Source organism: Vibrio neptunius (assembly GCA_019339365.1).
Classification (GTDB): Bacteria; Pseudomonadota; Gammaproteobacteria; order Enterobacterales; family Vibrionaceae; genus Vibrio; species Vibrio neptunius.
In genome coordinates, this window is the sequence record CP079859.1 from 229,056 (window position 1) to 244,650 (window position 15,595).

The following is a 15,595-nucleotide window of genomic DNA, read 5'->3' on the forward strand; positions in this document are numbered from 1 at the left end:
ACTACTAATACATTTTGCTAATATCCTTGTCCACTTTAAGTAAAGGTAACCCATCCAATATGATGACTAATAGGAACTTATTCGAACAACTTCCTACTTTGGCGCAAGATCCTACTCAATTTGAGACACTTTATGCGGCTAAAGATTTTCGAATTCGCTTAATTGAAGCGATTCGTCAGGCAAGTAAACGAATCTACCTGGTTGCTCTTTATTTGGAGGATGATGAGGCGGGAAGAGAAATCTTAACCGAGCTCTACGAAGCGAAGCAACGTAACCCTGGCCTCGAGATCAATGTATGTGTCGACTGGCACCGGGCTCAACGTGGCTTAATTGGTGCTGAACCTGGCGAAACCAACGCCTCTATGTATAAAAGCTTCGCGGATAATTACGAGCACAGAATTCCAATCTATGGTGTTCCGGTTCGAGGACGTGAAGTATTCGGCGTTTTGCACTTAAAAGGCTTCATTATTGATGACCAAGTTATCTACAGTGGTGCAAGCCTTAACAACATCTATCTCAATTACAAAGAGCGTTATCGTTTTGACCGATATCATGTGCTAAACAACAAAGCACTCGCCGATACGATGGTCAACTTCGTTCAGAAAGAGATGATTGAGCACCCTGCTGTTAATAATCTCGCTTGTTCAAATAAGCCTGAGACTAAAGAGATAAAAACTCAAATTCGCCAATTACGAGCTTCTCTTGCTAAATCCACTTATCAATTTGAGTCACAAGAAGTCTCTCAAGAACAGGTTGCTGTTACACCTATCGTAGGGGTTGGAAAGAAACGCAACAAGCTCAATCAAGGCATTAACCAGTTACTTTCACAAGCCAAAGATGAAATCTTCATTTGCACACCTTATTTTAACTTCCCTCGCAGCGTAGCCAAGGAAGTAAAAAAAGCGCTAAAGCGTGGTGTGAAGGTGACTATCGTCGTAGGTGATAAAACTGCCAATGACTTTTATATTTCACCTGAGGAAGAGTTTAAAACCATCGGTGGTCTGCCTTACCTTTATGAGCGCAATTTGCGTCAGTTTGCTAAGTCAAATGAAGCCAATATCGCCAGTCGCAAACTGTCTATCAATGTATGGAAACACGAAGACAACAGTTTCCATTTAAAGGGTATTTGGGTAGATAAACGCTATATGTTGATTACGGGCAACAACCTCAACCCTCGAGCTTGGAACTTAGACTTGGAAAACGCTCTCTTTATTCAAGACAACTTTCATCACTTAACACCTCAGTTTGAAAAAGAAGTGGAAAATATTCTTCAGCACACTCAGCTAATTTGTACTTACAGACAATTAGAAAAAGCGGAAGACTACCCTGATGCAGTGCAGAAACTAATACGAAAGATAACTCGTGTAAGAGCAGATCGGGTGTTGAAGCAGATATTGTAACTACGGGGATACGAAAAGAGCTCCTACTTGGAGCTCTTGTTTAATCTAATGAATTATATCGATATCTTCTTTGGCATCATGGAGTTTTTGCCAAACTAAATCACCAATACCGTCAGTTGGATTAAAGTCTGTCGGTGCTTCAAGCAATAGCTCCCTGATCTTATCGTGCTCAAAGTTGTGGCATGCTATGTCGAGACGATCAATCACCTCAATGTATTCATCCAAAGGAAGAAAACGTTCACTAGCTGTCATAATTCTTGGATGAGCAGTTTCACCAACATTATCTCCGATAAGCAACTCTTCAAATAGCTTTTCTCCTGGGCGCAGGCCAGAGAACTCTATGGCGATGTCACCGTATGGGTTATTATCATCTTTCAGTTCTAATCCTGATAACTGAATCAAATTAACTGCTAGGTCCGTGATTTTCACGGGCTCACCCATATCAAGGACAAACACATCCCCACCTTTACCCATAGCACCCGCTTGAATAACGAGTTGTGCAGCCTCAGGTATTGTCATAAAGTAACGAATGATATCTGGGTGAGTTACCGTGATTGGCCCACCAGCAGCAATCTGCTTCTTAAATAGTGGTATCACAGAACCCGAAGACCCTAAAACGTTACCAAAGCGAACCATACAAAAACGGGTACCATTCTCTTTAACATTTTCCTGTTCTGCTAGAGCCTGCAGACCTAGCTCAGCCATACGTTTAGTCGTACCCATCACATTCGTTGGCCGCACGGCTTTATCAGTAGAAATTAAAACAAACGATTCAACTTTAGCTTCAATTGCCGCTTTCGCAGTGTAATAAGTCCCGAATACATTGTTGCGAACACCTTCAACAACATTGTACTCAACTAGAGGAACATGTTTATAAGCAGCAGCATGGTAAACTGTTTGTACACCAAAGCTCTTCATAGTGGTTGCCAGTCGATTTATACGTTGCACAGAACCCAGTAGAGGAACAATTTCTACATTTAAACATTCGCTTTCAATTAAGTTAGATAACTCACGATCGATTTGATACAAACCGAACTCAGAAAGCTCAAACAAGACCAAAGCCTTTGGCTTTTGTCTAACAATTTGACGACAAAGTTCTGAGCCAATAGAGCCCCCGGCTCCGGTCACCATTACCACCTTAGCTTTGATATTCGCTTCCATCAAAGCTTGTTGTGGTGCGACTGAATCACGCCCAAGTAAGTCTTCTATTGCAACATCTTTTAACTCATCTATCTGAGCTTTTCCATCAACGATATCCTTCATGTCCGGAACGGTAAGGACTTCTGCTGAAAGATGAACTAAAGAATCTAGAATCTCTTTACGGCGAGCTCTCGATGCACTAGGCACCGCTAACAAAACCTGGCTCACAGAATGTTTTTCGATAAGCCTCTCGGCCCTACTGATGCTTTTAACTTTGATACCCATGATAATTGTGTTGTAAAGGGTTTTATCTTCATCGATAAAACCAACAACTTTATGTGTTTCAGAAGAACGTAAAGCTAGAGCTAATTGGCGACCAGCAGCACCCGCTCCATAAATCAATACCCTCTTCATTCCCTTCCCATTCGCTTGCGTAACTAAGACCCGAACTATTAAACGAGACCCTCCACATAACAAACATAAGAAAGCACCATAAATAATTGGCACAGAGCGGGGAACTGGAGCATCAAAGTAAAATGCTAATACAGAGATTGAAGCTGCGGAAATTAGTGTACCTAAACTAACCACAGCTAGCGCATGAAAAGTAAGATATCTCAGGATAGCACGGTAAAGTCCAAGTTTTGTAAAGGTAACAATCGTTACAACTAACGTACCACACACCACATACCATGTCAGTTGACTATCGAGAGACTTAAGGTGTCCTATACGACTCCAATACGCAGCAAAAAATGAAGCAATAACAAACAATGCATCAATGACAACACTGATAAGCCGTTTATGAATTCTTGGTAAGTCCCAAATGTAATTTAGTCTAGCCATTAGATTTAAAGTCAACGTTGCTCATGAAAAGATATTAATTATCGGCTTATAGCCAATAATAACACCTCACGAAGAACTGAGCAGGTTTTATTTACTTCTGCTTGTGTCAAAGTCGGGTGAACCAAAAACATCAAACTTTCCTCTCCTAGCTTCACCGCATTGGGAAGTCTGTTAGTAGGGCGCCACATAGTGTTATCAAAAGCTTTTTCTAAATAGACTTCAGAGCAACTACCTTGATATACAGGGACTCCTCTAGCACAAATTTCGTCAATAATGCGGTCCCGACTCCAGCCGGCCGCTAAGTTGTCACGTTCCACAAACAGGTAATGCTTATACTCTGCATGTTGTATATAACTCGGAACAACAACAGTTCTAACTGCATCAATATCTTGTACAGCCAAGTCAATAGCTGCACCATTGTTTTGACGTAACTGAGTCCATTTTTCCATATGTTGCAGTTGTATCCGACCTATTGCTGCTTGTATTTCGGTCATTCTCCAGTTTGTTCCAAAAGAGTCATGCAACCATCGAAAACCTGGCGGGTGTTCTTTGTGGTAAATAGAGTCGTAGTTCTTTCCATGATCTTTATAAGACCACATAAACTTCCACAGAGACTCATCGTTAGTAGTCACCATGCCTCCCTCTCCGCCTGTCGTCATAATCTTGTCCTGACAGAAAGACCAAGCTCCGATATGGCCTATTGAACCAACACTTCGACTTTTGTACTTAGCACCATGAGCTTGAGCACAGTCTTCGATTACAAAAAAGCCATACTTTCTAGATAACTCCATAATTTCATCCATTTCTGCTGGCATGCCTGCTAAATGAACAACAATTACCGCTTTCGTTTTTGGTGTTAGAACTGACTCAATAGTTTTCGCTGTTATATTCTGTGAATTCAAGTCCACATCTGCAAACACAGGTGCTGCCCCAGCCGTTACAATACTTGAAGCTGAAGCTAAAAATGTTCTTGATGTAGTAATGACTTCATCGCCAGGTCCCACATCAATAGCCTTAAGGGCAAGATCAAGCGCAACAGTGCCGTTTGAAACAGCTATCGCATACGAGGAACAAGACCAATTCGCGAACTCTTTTTCAAACTCTCTACACTCTATTCCTGTCCAATAGTTAACTCTATTTGAAAGTAAAACCTGCTTAATAGCCTCAGCTTCTTTCTCAGAGAAAGATGGCCAAGGTGAAAAAGATGTATTTAGCATGTCGACCCTCAAGGAATATAGATTTCAGCGACACCGTCAATAACGGTTTTTCCACGCACCTTACAAACAGTGTCAAAGATAACCCTCCTTGTAGATACATCAATTGACTTTACAGTAGCAATAGCAGTAACAGTATCGCCAAGATAGACTGGTCTTTTAAAATTAAATGACTGAGAAACGTAAACACAACCATGGCCAGGTAAGCGAGTGCCAAACATTCCTGAGAAAAAACTACCGGATAGTAGACCATGAGCTATGCGTCTTTTAAAACGAGACTCAGAGGCATAAACCTCATCAACATGAACTGGATTATGATCTCCAGAAATGCCAGCAAACTGCTTAACGTCTGCATCGGTAATTGTTTGCGAATATGATACACTCATACCAACGTCTATTTCATCAATGGGCATTCCATTAGATATATGCATTCTAACTACCTCTTTTTAAAGACTTAGCAGGATTTCCAAACACCGTATCACCTGCTTTGACACTTTTCGTAACAACTGCACCCATTCCGACTATTGCACCTTTACCTATTAGTAGAGGTTTCTCAGGTGTGCCTTGCTTAATGACGGCGCCTGTGCCTATATAAGCAAAATCGTCAATATGAACATTGCCGTTACATTTCACTCCTGGTGCGAATGTAACATAATCTCCAATCACACAATCATGTGCTACGTAACTGTATATATTGGCGTGAAATCCTTTACCTATCTCAGCGTTGGATGTAATTGTAACAAACGGGCACAGAATCGCTCCTTCACCTATTTTATTTTGATCTAACACGACCACATTATCTGCACGAGTTGTCAAGATAGATACACTATCTATTTCAAGCCGCGCCATAAGTTTCTCGCGAATCTGAGCGTCTGCGATGGCAATAACGGCGCTTTTATTCGTGTCTGGAACACCAATAAACTCATTATACGTCAGAACTTTACAATCATTGATACTATCTTTCTGCTTGGAGTCATCGATAAATACTATATCGTGGTCTGCTTGGTACTGTTTTTTTACTAGAGGCATAACTTCTCGACCAAACCCACTAGCACCATATACGCCTATTAGCTTATTTTTTTTCATTAGTATTGCTCCCTTGAAATGGTGGCATCGTCGCTTCCCCATCAGCTGATATACCTTCTTTTATAAGGACTTTCTTTACAGTCAATAAGATAATTTTTATATCTAGCCATAAAGTTTGATGATCCACATACCAGACGTCCATTTTGAACTTATCATCCCAACTGATAGCATTACGTCCATTAACCTGAGCCAAACCAGTCACGCCAGGTTTGACCTCATGACGACGAGCCTGCTCTTCGCTGTATAGAGGGAGGTATTGCATTAGTAGAGGACGAGGTCCAACCAAGCTCATATCACCTTTAATCACGTTCCATAATTCTGGGAGCTCATCTAAACTGCTATTTCTGAGCTTATCTCCAAAAGGTGTCATACGCTCGGAATCAGGCAATGGATTTCCTTTCTGATCGAAGGCATCCTTCATAGTGCGAAACTTAACCATTTCAAAAGGCTTACCGTATAAACCTGGACGAGTCTGGCGAAACAAAACTGGTGACCCTAAGTTCTTACGGATCTTCCAGGCCACAAGAAGAATAACTGGAGACAGAAGAACTAACACCATTAGTGAAGCCACTATGTCAATAAAGCGTTTCATGTTACCTCTTCAAAAACTGCTATGAACTTCTTAACACCCTTAGCAAGCGAAAGCTTTTCGAAGTAAAACTTCCGTGCATTTTCAGCCATTTTCAAGCGTTCCTCTTGTGTTTTGGATGCTATGGTCTGTATTGAGCTAGCTAGTTCAGAAGGTGAGTTCGGAGCGCAAACGATACCGGCACCAGACTCGCGTATGAGGTCAGCTGCATCACCTTGCACTCCCATGACAATGGGTTTGCCTACAGCTAGGCTTGCTTGAGTACGAGATGGAATAGTAATTCTAAACAAATCGTCATCCTTCAAGTGTACAAGTAAAATATCTGCATTGGATAATAGACCACCAACTTGGTTCATAGGAACCCTAGGCAAAAAGTATAGGTTGTTTAAACTTTTATCCTGCCCTCTCACAATCGCTTCTTCTTTAGCGATACCATCCCCTAAAATTACGACGTTCACGCTAGTATTATTATGCTGTAATAGCTCTGCAGCGTCGACAATTGCAGGTAGACCCTGTGCAAAACCCAAATTACCGGCGAACAAGAGGTTAAGCTTTCCGTTGTTGGGAAGCGATACATCAGAATCATGATAATCCATGAGTGCTGGTTCATTGCACCAGTTATAAATAATCTCGATCTTTTCCGCTGGTACTCCCCGAGAAATTAGCTTATTCATAAAGCCAGGTGAGAGTACAACAATCTTTGAAGCCCTCTGGTATATCAAGTCACATATTTTTCCCACAACGCTCAGAATTTTCTGGTTGCTCACCATTCCTGTTGCAGAAAGCGTATCTGGCCAAAGGTCCTGTACGTCAACCACAAAGGGAATCCGCTTACAACGAGACAACAAAAGTGCTGATAAACAAGTCGTCAAAGGAGGGTGATAGCTATAGATAACATCAACTTTTCGAGTTTTAAGCAAACCGATGACAAACGAACTAACAGCAAACGATACATAGTTGAAAATGCGCTTCACCGCCGAGCCATCATGACTTGGGTACAACGGAACACGATGCACGGTTACGCCATCGACAATCTCTTTCTTGTATACAGATATTTTGTAGCCATCGTAGACCTTTCCTCCAGGATAATTTGGAAAACCGGTTAATACCTCGACTTCATGTCCCTCATCTTGCAAAGACTTAGCAAACAGTAAACCTTTAAATGTTGGTTCGGGGTCAAACCACTGAGTAAGCAATAGAATTTTCATTAAACACTCATTAATTCTAACGAGCACAAAAATGTGCGCTAGTACTGTTTCCAAACAACTCGTTTAACGTAATCTGTGTAAGAGTGGATAATACGAATCACCTTATCTGATACATTTGGCATGCTGTAATCTTCTACTAGACGAAGTAAACGCATATCACCTGATGGCTGGCTTTCAAGAACTTTCAAGCCTTGCATTACTCTCTCAGCTGTTAGACCAACCATCATGACTGATGCTTCTTCCATACCTTCTGGTCTTTCATGTGCTTCGCGCATATTCAGCGCGGGAAAGTTCATGATCGAAGACTCTTCATTAATAGTGCCGCTATCAGAAAGAACCGCTTTCGCATTCTTTTGAAGATGGTTGTAATCATGGAAACCCAATGGCTTTAGTAGCTGGATATTCTTATGAAACTCTAACCCTTGAGCCTCAATACGATTTCGCGTACGTGGATGAGTAGAAACAATAAGCGGAAGCGCGTAGCGTTCAGCGACAGTATTTAGTGTTTCTGCTAACTTTGCTAATTGCTCAGGAGAGTCTACATTCTCTTCACGGTGCAAGCTCACTACGAAGTATTCGCTTTGGTGTAACTTCAGTCGCTTGAGGACATCTGAAGCATCAATCTGATCCATATAGTGATTCAGAACTTCAAACATTGGACTACCCGTTTTAATCACTCGATCAGCAGGTAAGCCCTCAGCTAAAAGATAGTCGCGAGCTATAGTACTGTATGTAAGGTTAATATCAGAGGTATGATCTACAATCCGGCGGTTTGTCTCTTCGGGAACGCGTTGATCAAAACAACGGTTGCCCGCTTCCATATGAAAAATTGGCACTTTACGGCGTTTTGCAGGCAGTGCTGAAATACAAGAGTTAGTATCACCTAGAACAAGCATTGCTTCTGGCTGTACTTTCTCTAGAACTTCATCAACCTTGATAATAACTTGACCAATAGTCTCTGCGGCATTTTTACCTGCTGCATTTAGGAAATAATCTGGTTTACGAACTCCAAGATCATTAAAGAAAACTTCATTTAGCTCAAAGTCATAATTTTGCCCTGTGTGCACCAGAATATGTTCGCAATGCTCATCAAGCTTAGCAAGTACACGAGATAAGCGAATAATTTCAGGGCGAGTGCCAACCACTGACATTACTTTCATTTTTTTCATCATTTACCTTACAGAGGTTTCGCAATTGTATCTGGTGCCTCACGGTCGAAAATTTCATTCGCCCATAACATAACGATCAACTCTTCAGAGCCTACGTTAGTCACATCATGTGACCACCCTGGAACTGTCTCTACAATCTCTGGCTTGTCGCTATCAACTGTTAGTTCATAACGTTCGCCAGTAATCACATGTTCAAACTTGAACAAAGCTTGACCTTTGATCACGAGGAATTTTTCATTCTTAGTATGGTGGTAATGTCCACCGCGAGTGATACCTGGGTGAGCAGTAAAAAACGAGAACTGACCAGCTTGCTTCGTCTTTAGCATTTCACAAAAGACTCCTCTTTCGTCTCCATAACTTGGAACGGTATAGCTAAACTGACTAGGTTGCATATAACTTAAGTAAGTTGAATATAGGGCGCGCTCTAAACCAAATCCCACATTTTCAGTAATTAAGGTATCACGGCTGCGTTTGAACGCCTTTAGCGTGTCTGCAACATAGCCCACTGTTGTTGGGTACTCAGGAGTAACCTTGGTTGCACCAGATGGAGTGTCGCCATCTAACAAAGCCATCAAACACTTGCAAACATCATCGATATAAATCAATGCAACTGGAGCATTATAATCATGAATGCTAATCTCGATGTCATTCAGAATATTATGGCAAAAGGTCGCAACAAAAGAATTATAGTTTGGGCGGCACCACTTACCGAATACATTTGGGAAGCGGTAAATGAAGTAAGGCGATCCTGTTTCTTGCCCATAAGTTTCTACAACTTTCTCAGCTTCCGCTTTACTGGCACCATACGCATTGTCGCTGACAGCCTGTGTTGATGAGCTAATCATCAAAGGAACCTTACGGCCACTATCCTTCAAAACAGCGACAATATGAGAAGTTAGGTCTGTATTACCTTCTTTAAACTCTGAGTCATTCTTCGGGCGGTTAACACCCGCAAGGTGAAAAACAAAATCAGTTTGAGCTAATGCTTCGTTCAACTCACTTGCAGAAGTATCGCGATCAACTTCAGTAACTATGTACTTACCCTGTTCTTTAAGAAGTAGAGATAAGTTCTTTCCAATAAAACCTTTTGCTCCGGTAATTAGAATCTTCATTACACACCTTCCGGAACATTTACACCGCCAGCTTCTATAGCTGAAATAAACTCTAGCTTATGAAGTAATTTAATCATGCCCGCTACGCCTAAGCGCTCAGTATTATGAGAGTTATAATCTTCAATCGTGCTTAGATCCTGCTCACCTTCTTCAACATATTGAGAGTAGTTTAAATCTCTATTGTCAGATGGAATTCGATAGTAACCACCTTGATCTTCAGCAACAAACATTTCTTCACGACTACATAGTGCTTCATACAACTTTTCACCGTGTCGTGTACCAATAATATTGACTTGGTGGTCAGGTTTAGAAGTTATCTTTTTCAAGGCTTCAACTAATACTTCTATCGTTGCCGCTGGCGCTTTTTGGACGAAAATATCACCATTTACACCACGTGTGAATGCATGTAACACCAGATCAACAGCATCGTTCAAAGTCATCATAAATCGAGTCATATTCGGATCGGTAATAGTAATTGGTTCACCGTTTATAATCTGGCGTAAAAATAGTGGGATAACAGAACCACGAGACGCCATAACGTTTCCGTAACGTGTCGCCGATATTACTGTTTTGTCAGGATTGACATTACGAGACTTTGCAACAATGACTTTTTCCATCATTGCTTTGGAAATCCCCATCGCATTAATAGGGTAAACTGCTTTATCAGTGCTCAAACAAACAACTCGAGACACTTCATTTGCAATACAAGCTTCTAGAACATTATCCGTACCAAGGACGTTAGTCTTTACTGCTTCCATTGGGTGAAATTCACAAGAGGGAACTTGTTTCAATGCTGCGGCATGGTATACAAAGTCAACACCACGAGTCGCCGATAAAATGGAGTTATAGTCTCTCACATCACCTATATAGAATTTTAGTTTAGGCGAGTTGTATTTTTTACGCATATCATCTTGTTTTTTCTCATCACGAGAGAATATACGTATTTCCTTGATATCGGTCTCTAAGAAACGATCCAGAACAGCATTACCAAATGAACCAGTGCCCCCGGTAATCAAAAGAATTTTCCCACAAAAACTAAGCATAATTAAACCTAAATACCATCATCTAAAACATAAATTCATGTTGCATGTCCGACCTCGTAGCTACGCCCCCTTAAGAGGTACATAGCTATACAATGCATAGTTACACAAATTGGACTAAATAGCATTGGATTGCCTGCTGACGGAATGAGATACATCATTAGCCCTAGAGATAATGTAGAGTACTCAATATCAACCCCACGATATATGTTAGCCGCCGACACCCAACATGTACCGAGAAACACAGCAAAAATACCTATAGATATGACTCCTAATTTATGAAATAGGTTTTCGTAAGTCACCTCAAAGCCGTAACCAGAGTCATCTCTTTTGTAGCCACTTTTAAGTGTTGCTCCTAACCCAGAGCCAAACACGTTGATTTCATCAAATATTTTTTCTCTTTGCTCATTTCTGACTGAATTACTCGACTCAGCGGAGGAAAAAGAATACGTAATTTGCTGCCCAACGTCTGTATATCCTATAACAAAAGCAGAAAAGGCAATACCAGCGAACAGACTCCAAATGGCACCTCCATGAATTTTTCTCGCAAATACACTACGTAAGGACAATATTATGGCAATTATCAAACCGAGAGCAACTAAAGAAAGCAAAAAACCCTTTGAAGCAGTGGTTCCGACTAAGGAAAAAGACAAGCATAATAACACAAAAAACATCGAAGTACGTCTCTTAAATATACTTAGCTGACCAAGGCCTGCTCCAGAAAATAAGTAGAGAAGGAGGAGAGCAATTATTGGCAAGTGGACCAAAAGGCCTACCGAGTAATAGCTTCTATATACAGCAGATAGCCCCCCATCAAAATCTATACTCTGATTGCCCATGCCTCCTAAAAACCAATAGTTGAAAAAGTAGCCTAGAGAGTATAAAGCGTTCAAAAGAGAAGCATAAAGTAGTGTCTTAAGCAAAGATATCTTGGGTATGGAGAAAATAACAAATACATAATATAAAATATACAACGACATGCCAAAAAAATTGCGAATAACATTTACTGGTTCATTGCCGTTAAATATCCCTAACGCTAATCCATATACCCATGAAAGAATAATAAATAGTGGTAATATATCTATAATCTTATCTAATTTAAACTTTATAGGGCCACTCGCCAAGCCAACCAAAAAAATAAGTGGCATACAAACAAAGATGGTAATATACTGAAAAAGTGTATCAGCTATCCCTACAGAACTGACTAGAACGGCAAAAACCATAAAGCATACTAAACGCGCCATTTACGAACACTCATCGAACGAATAGTTTAATCATTTTCCTTTTAAAAAGTTAGAATGCACTAACTTCCAGCAGTAAGGAATATGAGATAATAACCATAGTACATAATAAACTTTACTTTTGTTCTTAATATTGGACATACAATCAGATGCCTTACTGCTATCATCTCGATACATATGGTATCGTGCCTCATAATAAACTGCGCGATCTTTAGCTGATTCAAATTCAAGCGGGTATTCGATATCTATGCCAGGGTTTTCTTGAACCAATTGCTTTAAAGTATATTCACGCTCAAAAGACCACTTGGAGATAGATTTATTTGTCAAAGAGTTATCACTTACTCGATAATAACCAAGCACATCAGAAGCGCAGTGTATTTTACCTTTTGCAGCAATTCGCATAAACAAATTATATTCTTCTGATGCAACAATAACCGGCTCAAAGCTAAGATTATTGTCAATTAAAAACTTTCGATTAATTAGTGGGGTGACCATATTAATATCAAAGTCAATCAAAAGCTGAGGAAATATATAACCACTACTATGAGCTGGAAGAACATCTCTGATCAGTTTACCTCTATCATCTATCTCAGAAACTCCGCCGTAAGTTAGAACAAACTCGCTACCATCAACAGCCAAGATTTGCAGACTTAGCTTATTGGGTAACCACTTATCATCGGTATCTAAAAAAGCAATCCATTCCCCTTTGGCTAAACGAATAGCATCTTTTCTAGCTTCACCTAAAGAAACATTGTTCTCTCGCTTGAAATAATGTAATTTTTCATCATACATAGAAGCAATCTCTGCACTTCTATCTGTCGAGGCATTATCATAAAAAATAATTTCCCAATCATCAAAATCTTGGGCATAAACAGAGTCAATCGCTTCTTTCAAGTGTTCTTGCCCGTTAAAACAATTTATTATTACGGACACTTTAGGGTTGTTCATTTGTAAAACTCATTTATTAATCGACAAATATAAAGTATATCTTCTTCGTTGAGATCACAGTGTAACGGTAAACTAATCAATTCGTGTCTTAACTTTTCGGTATTAGGGAGATCATAATCGCCCTGATATAGAGATAGCAAATGGTTGGGTTTATAGTGCACTCCTATCTCAATACCATTACCAATGAGATAATCTCTAAGTTCATCTCTACGATCAGCACGTACGACAAAAATATGTGACATTATTTCTTTATAACTAAGATTGAGAGGCTTAACTTCTTTTAGATTACTTAAATATGTCTTGACCAAACCTTGTCGTTTATTTCTAAATTCATCAATTCTTGTTAACTGAACTCGCCCTATTGCTGCATTGATATTACTAAGGTGATAACGAAAACCTTGCTCTAATACATCAAAATCCCAGCTCCTTTTGTTAGTGTACCTCATATCTGTATCTTTGAGGACACCTAGTAAACGGGCATTTCTGACCTTTTCAGCAAATACAGGATCAGCGGAAACAACTAATCCTCCTTCGCCGCAGGTGATATTTTTTATTCCATCAAAACTGAAACAGACAATATCGCCAAATGTACCGACTTTTTTTTCCTTGATACTCACTACCGAAGGACTGTGCGGCATCTTCAACAACCCTCAAGTTGTATTTACGCGCCAAATCATAGACTTGATCTATACCTTCACAAGAGCTTGCGTAATGTACAGGCATTATAGCTTTAGTTCGAGCGCTAATTTTAGACTCTAGATCTGCAATATCTATAAACGCAGTATCAGGGGATACATCACAAGCAATAGGGGTTGCCCCTAATGCAGAAATTGCCTGAAACGACGCTACATAAGTAATAGATGGGACCAGTACCTCATCTCCATGCCCTACTCCTAAAGCACTTAATGATATGTGCAGTGCAGACGTTCCCGTATTAACTGCTACGACATGTTCTACAGGCACTCCAAGATAGTTTGCTAAATCAATTTCAAACATTCTTGTCTCTTGTCCCATACCTAAATATTCTTTGGTTAGGACATCCGAAACCTGCCGTACCTCTTCCTCAGAAATACACGCTTTAGATAGGCGAATGTTCTTCATGTAAGCTCCAATCAAATTGAATCGAATCTAGTGGCATACTAATGGACTCAGAAGGATCATGCTTTATATCAGCAAAGTTCATAAGTAAGTTAGTTGTACGAGAAACACCTTGAAATGCGACCCATAAACCCGCCTGAACAGTAACTCTCGAATAATTGTTTCTTGAAAGTTGAGCAACTAAGAATTGCCCTCTAGTTGAGCTACTTTCTCTGTCGTCGTAGACTACTATCCTAACCTCACCTTCAGGAACCACGAGATTCATGTTCATTGTAGTGTGTTTTTTCCAACCTTTTACCTCTCCATGGTGGACAGTTGAGAAATAAACTTCACCAAAACCTGAGTATACACTATCGTTTTCTTTTAACGCATGGAGTATATCACCTTTATCATGTTTGATAATACGCAGTGGTTCAACGCACACACCTTCTAAAAAGCCCATGCAACCCCCTTTTCTCGAGCAATTGATTCATAAGCGTGGATTTGAGAGTTCGTGAAGTCTCTTGGGCTACGTGAACCTTTGTAAAAATTAACATACCACTCACTGACAAACTCTACACAGGTAGAGTAATCTAGAGTGGCTTCCCATTTAAGATAAGACAAAGCCTTATCGCAATTTAATTTCAGTAACCCAGCTTCATTAAATGGGATGTTGTCTGTGACTTGAAAGGCGTCATGCTCATCCTCAAAACCCCAATGATTCGAAAGGTCCGACAGCAGATCTTTGACTGTATGGTTTTGTTCCGCTCTAGGCCCAAAATTGAACTGCTGACCGCTAAGACTACGCTCTTTGTCTAGCATCATACCTAAATGTAAATAGCCGCTAAGTGGTTCAAGCACATGTTGCCAAGGTCTTGTAGCTTCAGGACATCGAATCTCTACCTTGTTGTCAGTACTCCACGCTCGCATGCAATCGGCAACAATTCTATCTTCTGCCCAGTCACCACCTCCAATAACGTTACCCGCCCTTCCTGTAGCTAAACTAACATTGTGCCCTAAAGGGAAGAATGAGCTATGGTAAGCATGAAAAATAACTTCTGCTGCTCCCTTCGAACCACTATAGATATCCTTGCCCCCAAGCGCGTCTGTCTCTTTATAACCCCATAACCACTCAACATTTTCATAGCATTTATCACTAGTGATAATAACAGCAGTACACTCAAAACTAACATCCCTAAGAACCTCAAGTATATGAGCGGTACCCATTACATTACTAGATATAGTGTCTAGAGGCTCCGAATAAGACTTCGAAACAATAGGCTGTGCAGCTAAATGAAATAAAAAATCTGGTTCGAATTCCTCTATAATACTTTTAATTTTATTAAAATCACGTATATCTGCGAAATGATGTTCAATGTCATTTTCCAGATTGCATTCTTCAAAAATAGATGGTTTAGTTGGAATATCTTTAGATATTCCACAAACTTTGGCTCCAAGATTCAATAACCACGCAGTAAGCCATGTTCCTTTAAAACCAGTATGACCAGTTACTAAAACTTTTTACCATTGT

General features: G+C 40.2%; 15 protein-coding genes and 1 pseudogene. 1 reads left to right on the forward strand and 15 read right to left on the reverse strand.

Features of this window, described 5'->3' with window-relative positions:
• The first annotated feature begins 59 nt into the window (after window positions 1-59).
• Window positions 60-1,400 carry a CDP-diacylglycerol--serine O-phosphatidyltransferase gene (gene pssA, locus KW548_01060; GenBank protein QXX06770.1) on the forward strand — a complete coding sequence of 447 codons (1,341 nt, stop codon included), beginning with the start codon at window positions 60-62 and terminating at the stop codon, window positions 1,398-1,400.
• A 45-nt stretch (window positions 1,401-1,445) separates the two neighbouring features.
• On the opposite strand, the gene KW548_01065 is transcribed toward pssA, so the two are convergent.
• From KW548_01065 to rfbG, 15 genes and pseudogenes are all read right to left on the reverse strand, one after another.
• Window positions 1,446-3,380, reverse strand: a complete 1,935-nt coding sequence (locus KW548_01065; GenBank protein QXX07952.1) for a polysaccharide biosynthesis protein — start codon at window positions 3,378-3,380, stop codon at window positions 1,446-1,448.
• Between the two features lie 38 nt (window positions 3,381-3,418).
• Window positions 3,419-4,597, reverse strand: a complete 1,179-nt coding sequence (locus KW548_01070; GenBank protein ID QXX06771.1) for a DegT/DnrJ/EryC1/StrS aminotransferase family protein — start codon at window positions 4,595-4,597, stop codon at window positions 3,419-3,421.
• A gap of 8 nt (window positions 4,598-4,605) precedes the next feature.
• Complete coding sequence (locus KW548_01075; GenBank protein QXX06772.1) at window positions 4,606-5,025, reverse strand: MaoC family dehydratase; 420 nt, start codon at window positions 5,023-5,025, stop codon at window positions 4,606-4,608.
• A gap of 1 nt (window position 5,026) precedes the next feature.
• On the reverse strand, window positions 5,027-5,680 hold the full coding sequence (locus KW548_01080; protein ID QXX06773.1) for an acetyltransferase: 654 nt from the start codon (window positions 5,678-5,680) through the stop codon (window positions 5,027-5,029).
• On the reverse strand, window positions 5,667-6,272 hold the full coding sequence (locus KW548_01085) for a sugar transferase (protein QXX06774.1): 606 nt from the start codon (window positions 6,270-6,272) through the stop codon (window positions 5,667-5,669). Before KW548_01085 ends, KW548_01080 begins: the two co-directional genes overlap by 14 nt.
• Window positions 6,269-7,477 carry a glycosyltransferase family 4 protein gene (locus tag KW548_01090; protein QXX06775.1) on the reverse strand — a complete coding sequence of 403 codons (1,209 nt, stop codon included), beginning with the start codon at window positions 7,475-7,477 and terminating at the stop codon, window positions 6,269-6,271. Before KW548_01090 ends, KW548_01085 begins: the two co-directional genes overlap by 4 nt.
• 38 nt (window positions 7,478-7,515) lie before the next feature.
• The gene (gene wecB, locus KW548_01095; GenBank protein QXX07953.1) at window positions 7,516-8,646 is read right to left on the reverse strand and encodes a UDP-N-acetylglucosamine 2-epimerase (non-hydrolyzing); all 1,131 of its coding nucleotides are present in this window, start codon (window positions 8,644-8,646) and stop codon (window positions 7,516-7,518) included.
• An 8-nt stretch (window positions 8,647-8,654) separates the two neighbouring features.
• The gene (locus KW548_01100; GenBank protein ID QXX06776.1) at window positions 8,655-9,758 is read right to left on the reverse strand and encodes an NAD-dependent epimerase/dehydratase family protein; all 1,104 of its coding nucleotides are present in this window, start codon (window positions 9,756-9,758) and stop codon (window positions 8,655-8,657) included.
• Window positions 9,758-10,801: a polysaccharide biosynthesis protein gene (locus tag KW548_01105; protein ID QXX06777.1), complete on the reverse strand. Its 1,044-nt coding sequence runs from the start codon at window positions 10,799-10,801 to the stop codon at window positions 9,758-9,760. Before KW548_01105 ends, KW548_01100 begins: the two co-directional genes overlap by 1 nt.
• Before the next feature lie 35 nt (window positions 10,802-10,836).
• A complete protein-coding gene (locus tag KW548_01110) occupies window positions 10,837-12,042 on the reverse strand; it encodes a hypothetical protein (GenBank protein ID QXX06778.1) in 1,206 nt (401 codons plus the stop codon).
• 30 nt (window positions 12,043-12,072) lie between these two features.
• Window positions 12,073-12,987, reverse strand: coding sequence for a glycosyltransferase (locus tag KW548_01115; protein ID QXX06779.1), 915 nt, complete (start codon window positions 12,985-12,987; stop codon window positions 12,073-12,075).
• Window positions 12,984-13,625, reverse strand: coding sequence for a DegT/DnrJ/EryC1/StrS aminotransferase family protein (locus KW548_01120; GenBank protein QXX06780.1), 642 nt, complete (start codon window positions 13,623-13,625; stop codon window positions 12,984-12,986). The genes KW548_01115 and KW548_01120 overlap by 4 nt, the downstream gene beginning before the upstream one ends.
• Complete coding sequence (locus KW548_01125) at window positions 13,546-14,088, reverse strand: aminotransferase class I/II-fold pyridoxal phosphate-dependent enzyme (protein ID QXX06781.1); 543 nt, start codon at window positions 14,086-14,088, stop codon at window positions 13,546-13,548. The genes KW548_01120 and KW548_01125 overlap by 80 nt, the downstream gene beginning before the upstream one ends.
• Window positions 14,066-14,527, reverse strand: a complete 462-nt coding sequence (locus tag KW548_01130; GenBank protein ID QXX06782.1) for a dTDP-4-dehydrorhamnose 3,5-epimerase family protein — start codon at window positions 14,525-14,527, stop codon at window positions 14,066-14,068. Before KW548_01130 ends, KW548_01125 begins: the two co-directional genes overlap by 23 nt.
• Window positions 14,515-15,582, reverse strand: a pseudogene (rfbG, locus tag KW548_01135) (CDP-glucose 4,6-dehydratase). The gene KW548_01130 and the pseudogene rfbG overlap by 13 nt, the downstream one beginning before the upstream one ends.
• Window positions 15,583-15,595: the final 13 nt, after the last annotated feature.

Excerpts from the sequence above, each read along its gene's own strand:
- KW548_01065 (QXX07952.1), bottom strand. The coding sequence starts at position 3,380 with ATGGCTAGACTAAATTACATTTGGGACTTACCAAGAATTCATAAACGG.
- wecB (QXX07953.1), bottom strand. The coding sequence starts at position 8,646 with ATGAAAAAAATGAAAGTAATGTCAGTGGTTGGCACTCGCCCTGAAATT.
- pssA (QXX06770.1), top strand. The coding sequence starts at position 60 with ATGATGACTAATAGGAACTTATTCGAACAACTTCCTACTTTGGCGCAA.
- KW548_01120 (QXX06780.1), bottom strand. The coding sequence starts at position 13,625 with ATGCCGCACAGTCCTTCGGTAGTGAGTATCAAGGAAAAAAAAGTCGGT.
- KW548_01090 (QXX06775.1), bottom strand. The coding sequence starts at position 7,477 with ATGAAAATTCTATTGCTTACTCAGTGGTTTGACCCCGAACCAACATTT.
- KW548_01115 (QXX06779.1), bottom strand. The coding sequence starts at position 12,987 with ATGAACAACCCTAAAGTGTCCGTAATAATAAATTGTTTTAACGGGCAA.
- KW548_01085 (QXX06774.1), bottom strand. The coding sequence starts at position 6,272 with ATGAAACGCTTTATTGACATAGTGGCTTCACTAATGGTGTTAGTTCTT.
- KW548_01075 (QXX06772.1), bottom strand. The coding sequence starts at position 5,025 with ATGCATATATCTAATGGAATGCCCATTGATGAAATAGACGTTGGTATG.
- KW548_01110 (QXX06778.1), bottom strand. The coding sequence starts at position 12,042 with ATGGCGCGTTTAGTATGCTTTATGGTTTTTGCCGTTCTAGTCAGTTCT.
- KW548_01105 (QXX06777.1), bottom strand. The coding sequence starts at position 10,801 with ATGCTTAGTTTTTGTGGGAAAATTCTTTTGATTACCGGGGGCACTGGT.
- KW548_01070 (QXX06771.1), bottom strand. The coding sequence starts at position 4,597 with ATGCTAAATACATCTTTTTCACCTTGGCCATCTTTCTCTGAGAAAGAA.
- KW548_01100 (QXX06776.1), bottom strand. The coding sequence starts at position 9,758 with ATGAAGATTCTAATTACCGGAGCAAAAGGTTTTATTGGAAAGAACTTA.
- KW548_01125 (QXX06781.1), bottom strand. The coding sequence starts at position 14,088 with ATGAAGAACATTCGCCTATCTAAAGCGTGTATTTCTGAGGAAGAGGTA.
- KW548_01130 (QXX06782.1), bottom strand. The coding sequence starts at position 14,527 with ATGGGCTTTTTAGAAGGTGTGTGCGTTGAACCACTGCGTATTATCAAA.
- KW548_01080 (QXX06773.1), bottom strand. The coding sequence starts at position 5,680 with ATGAAAAAAAATAAGCTAATAGGCGTATATGGTGCTAGTGGGTTTGGT.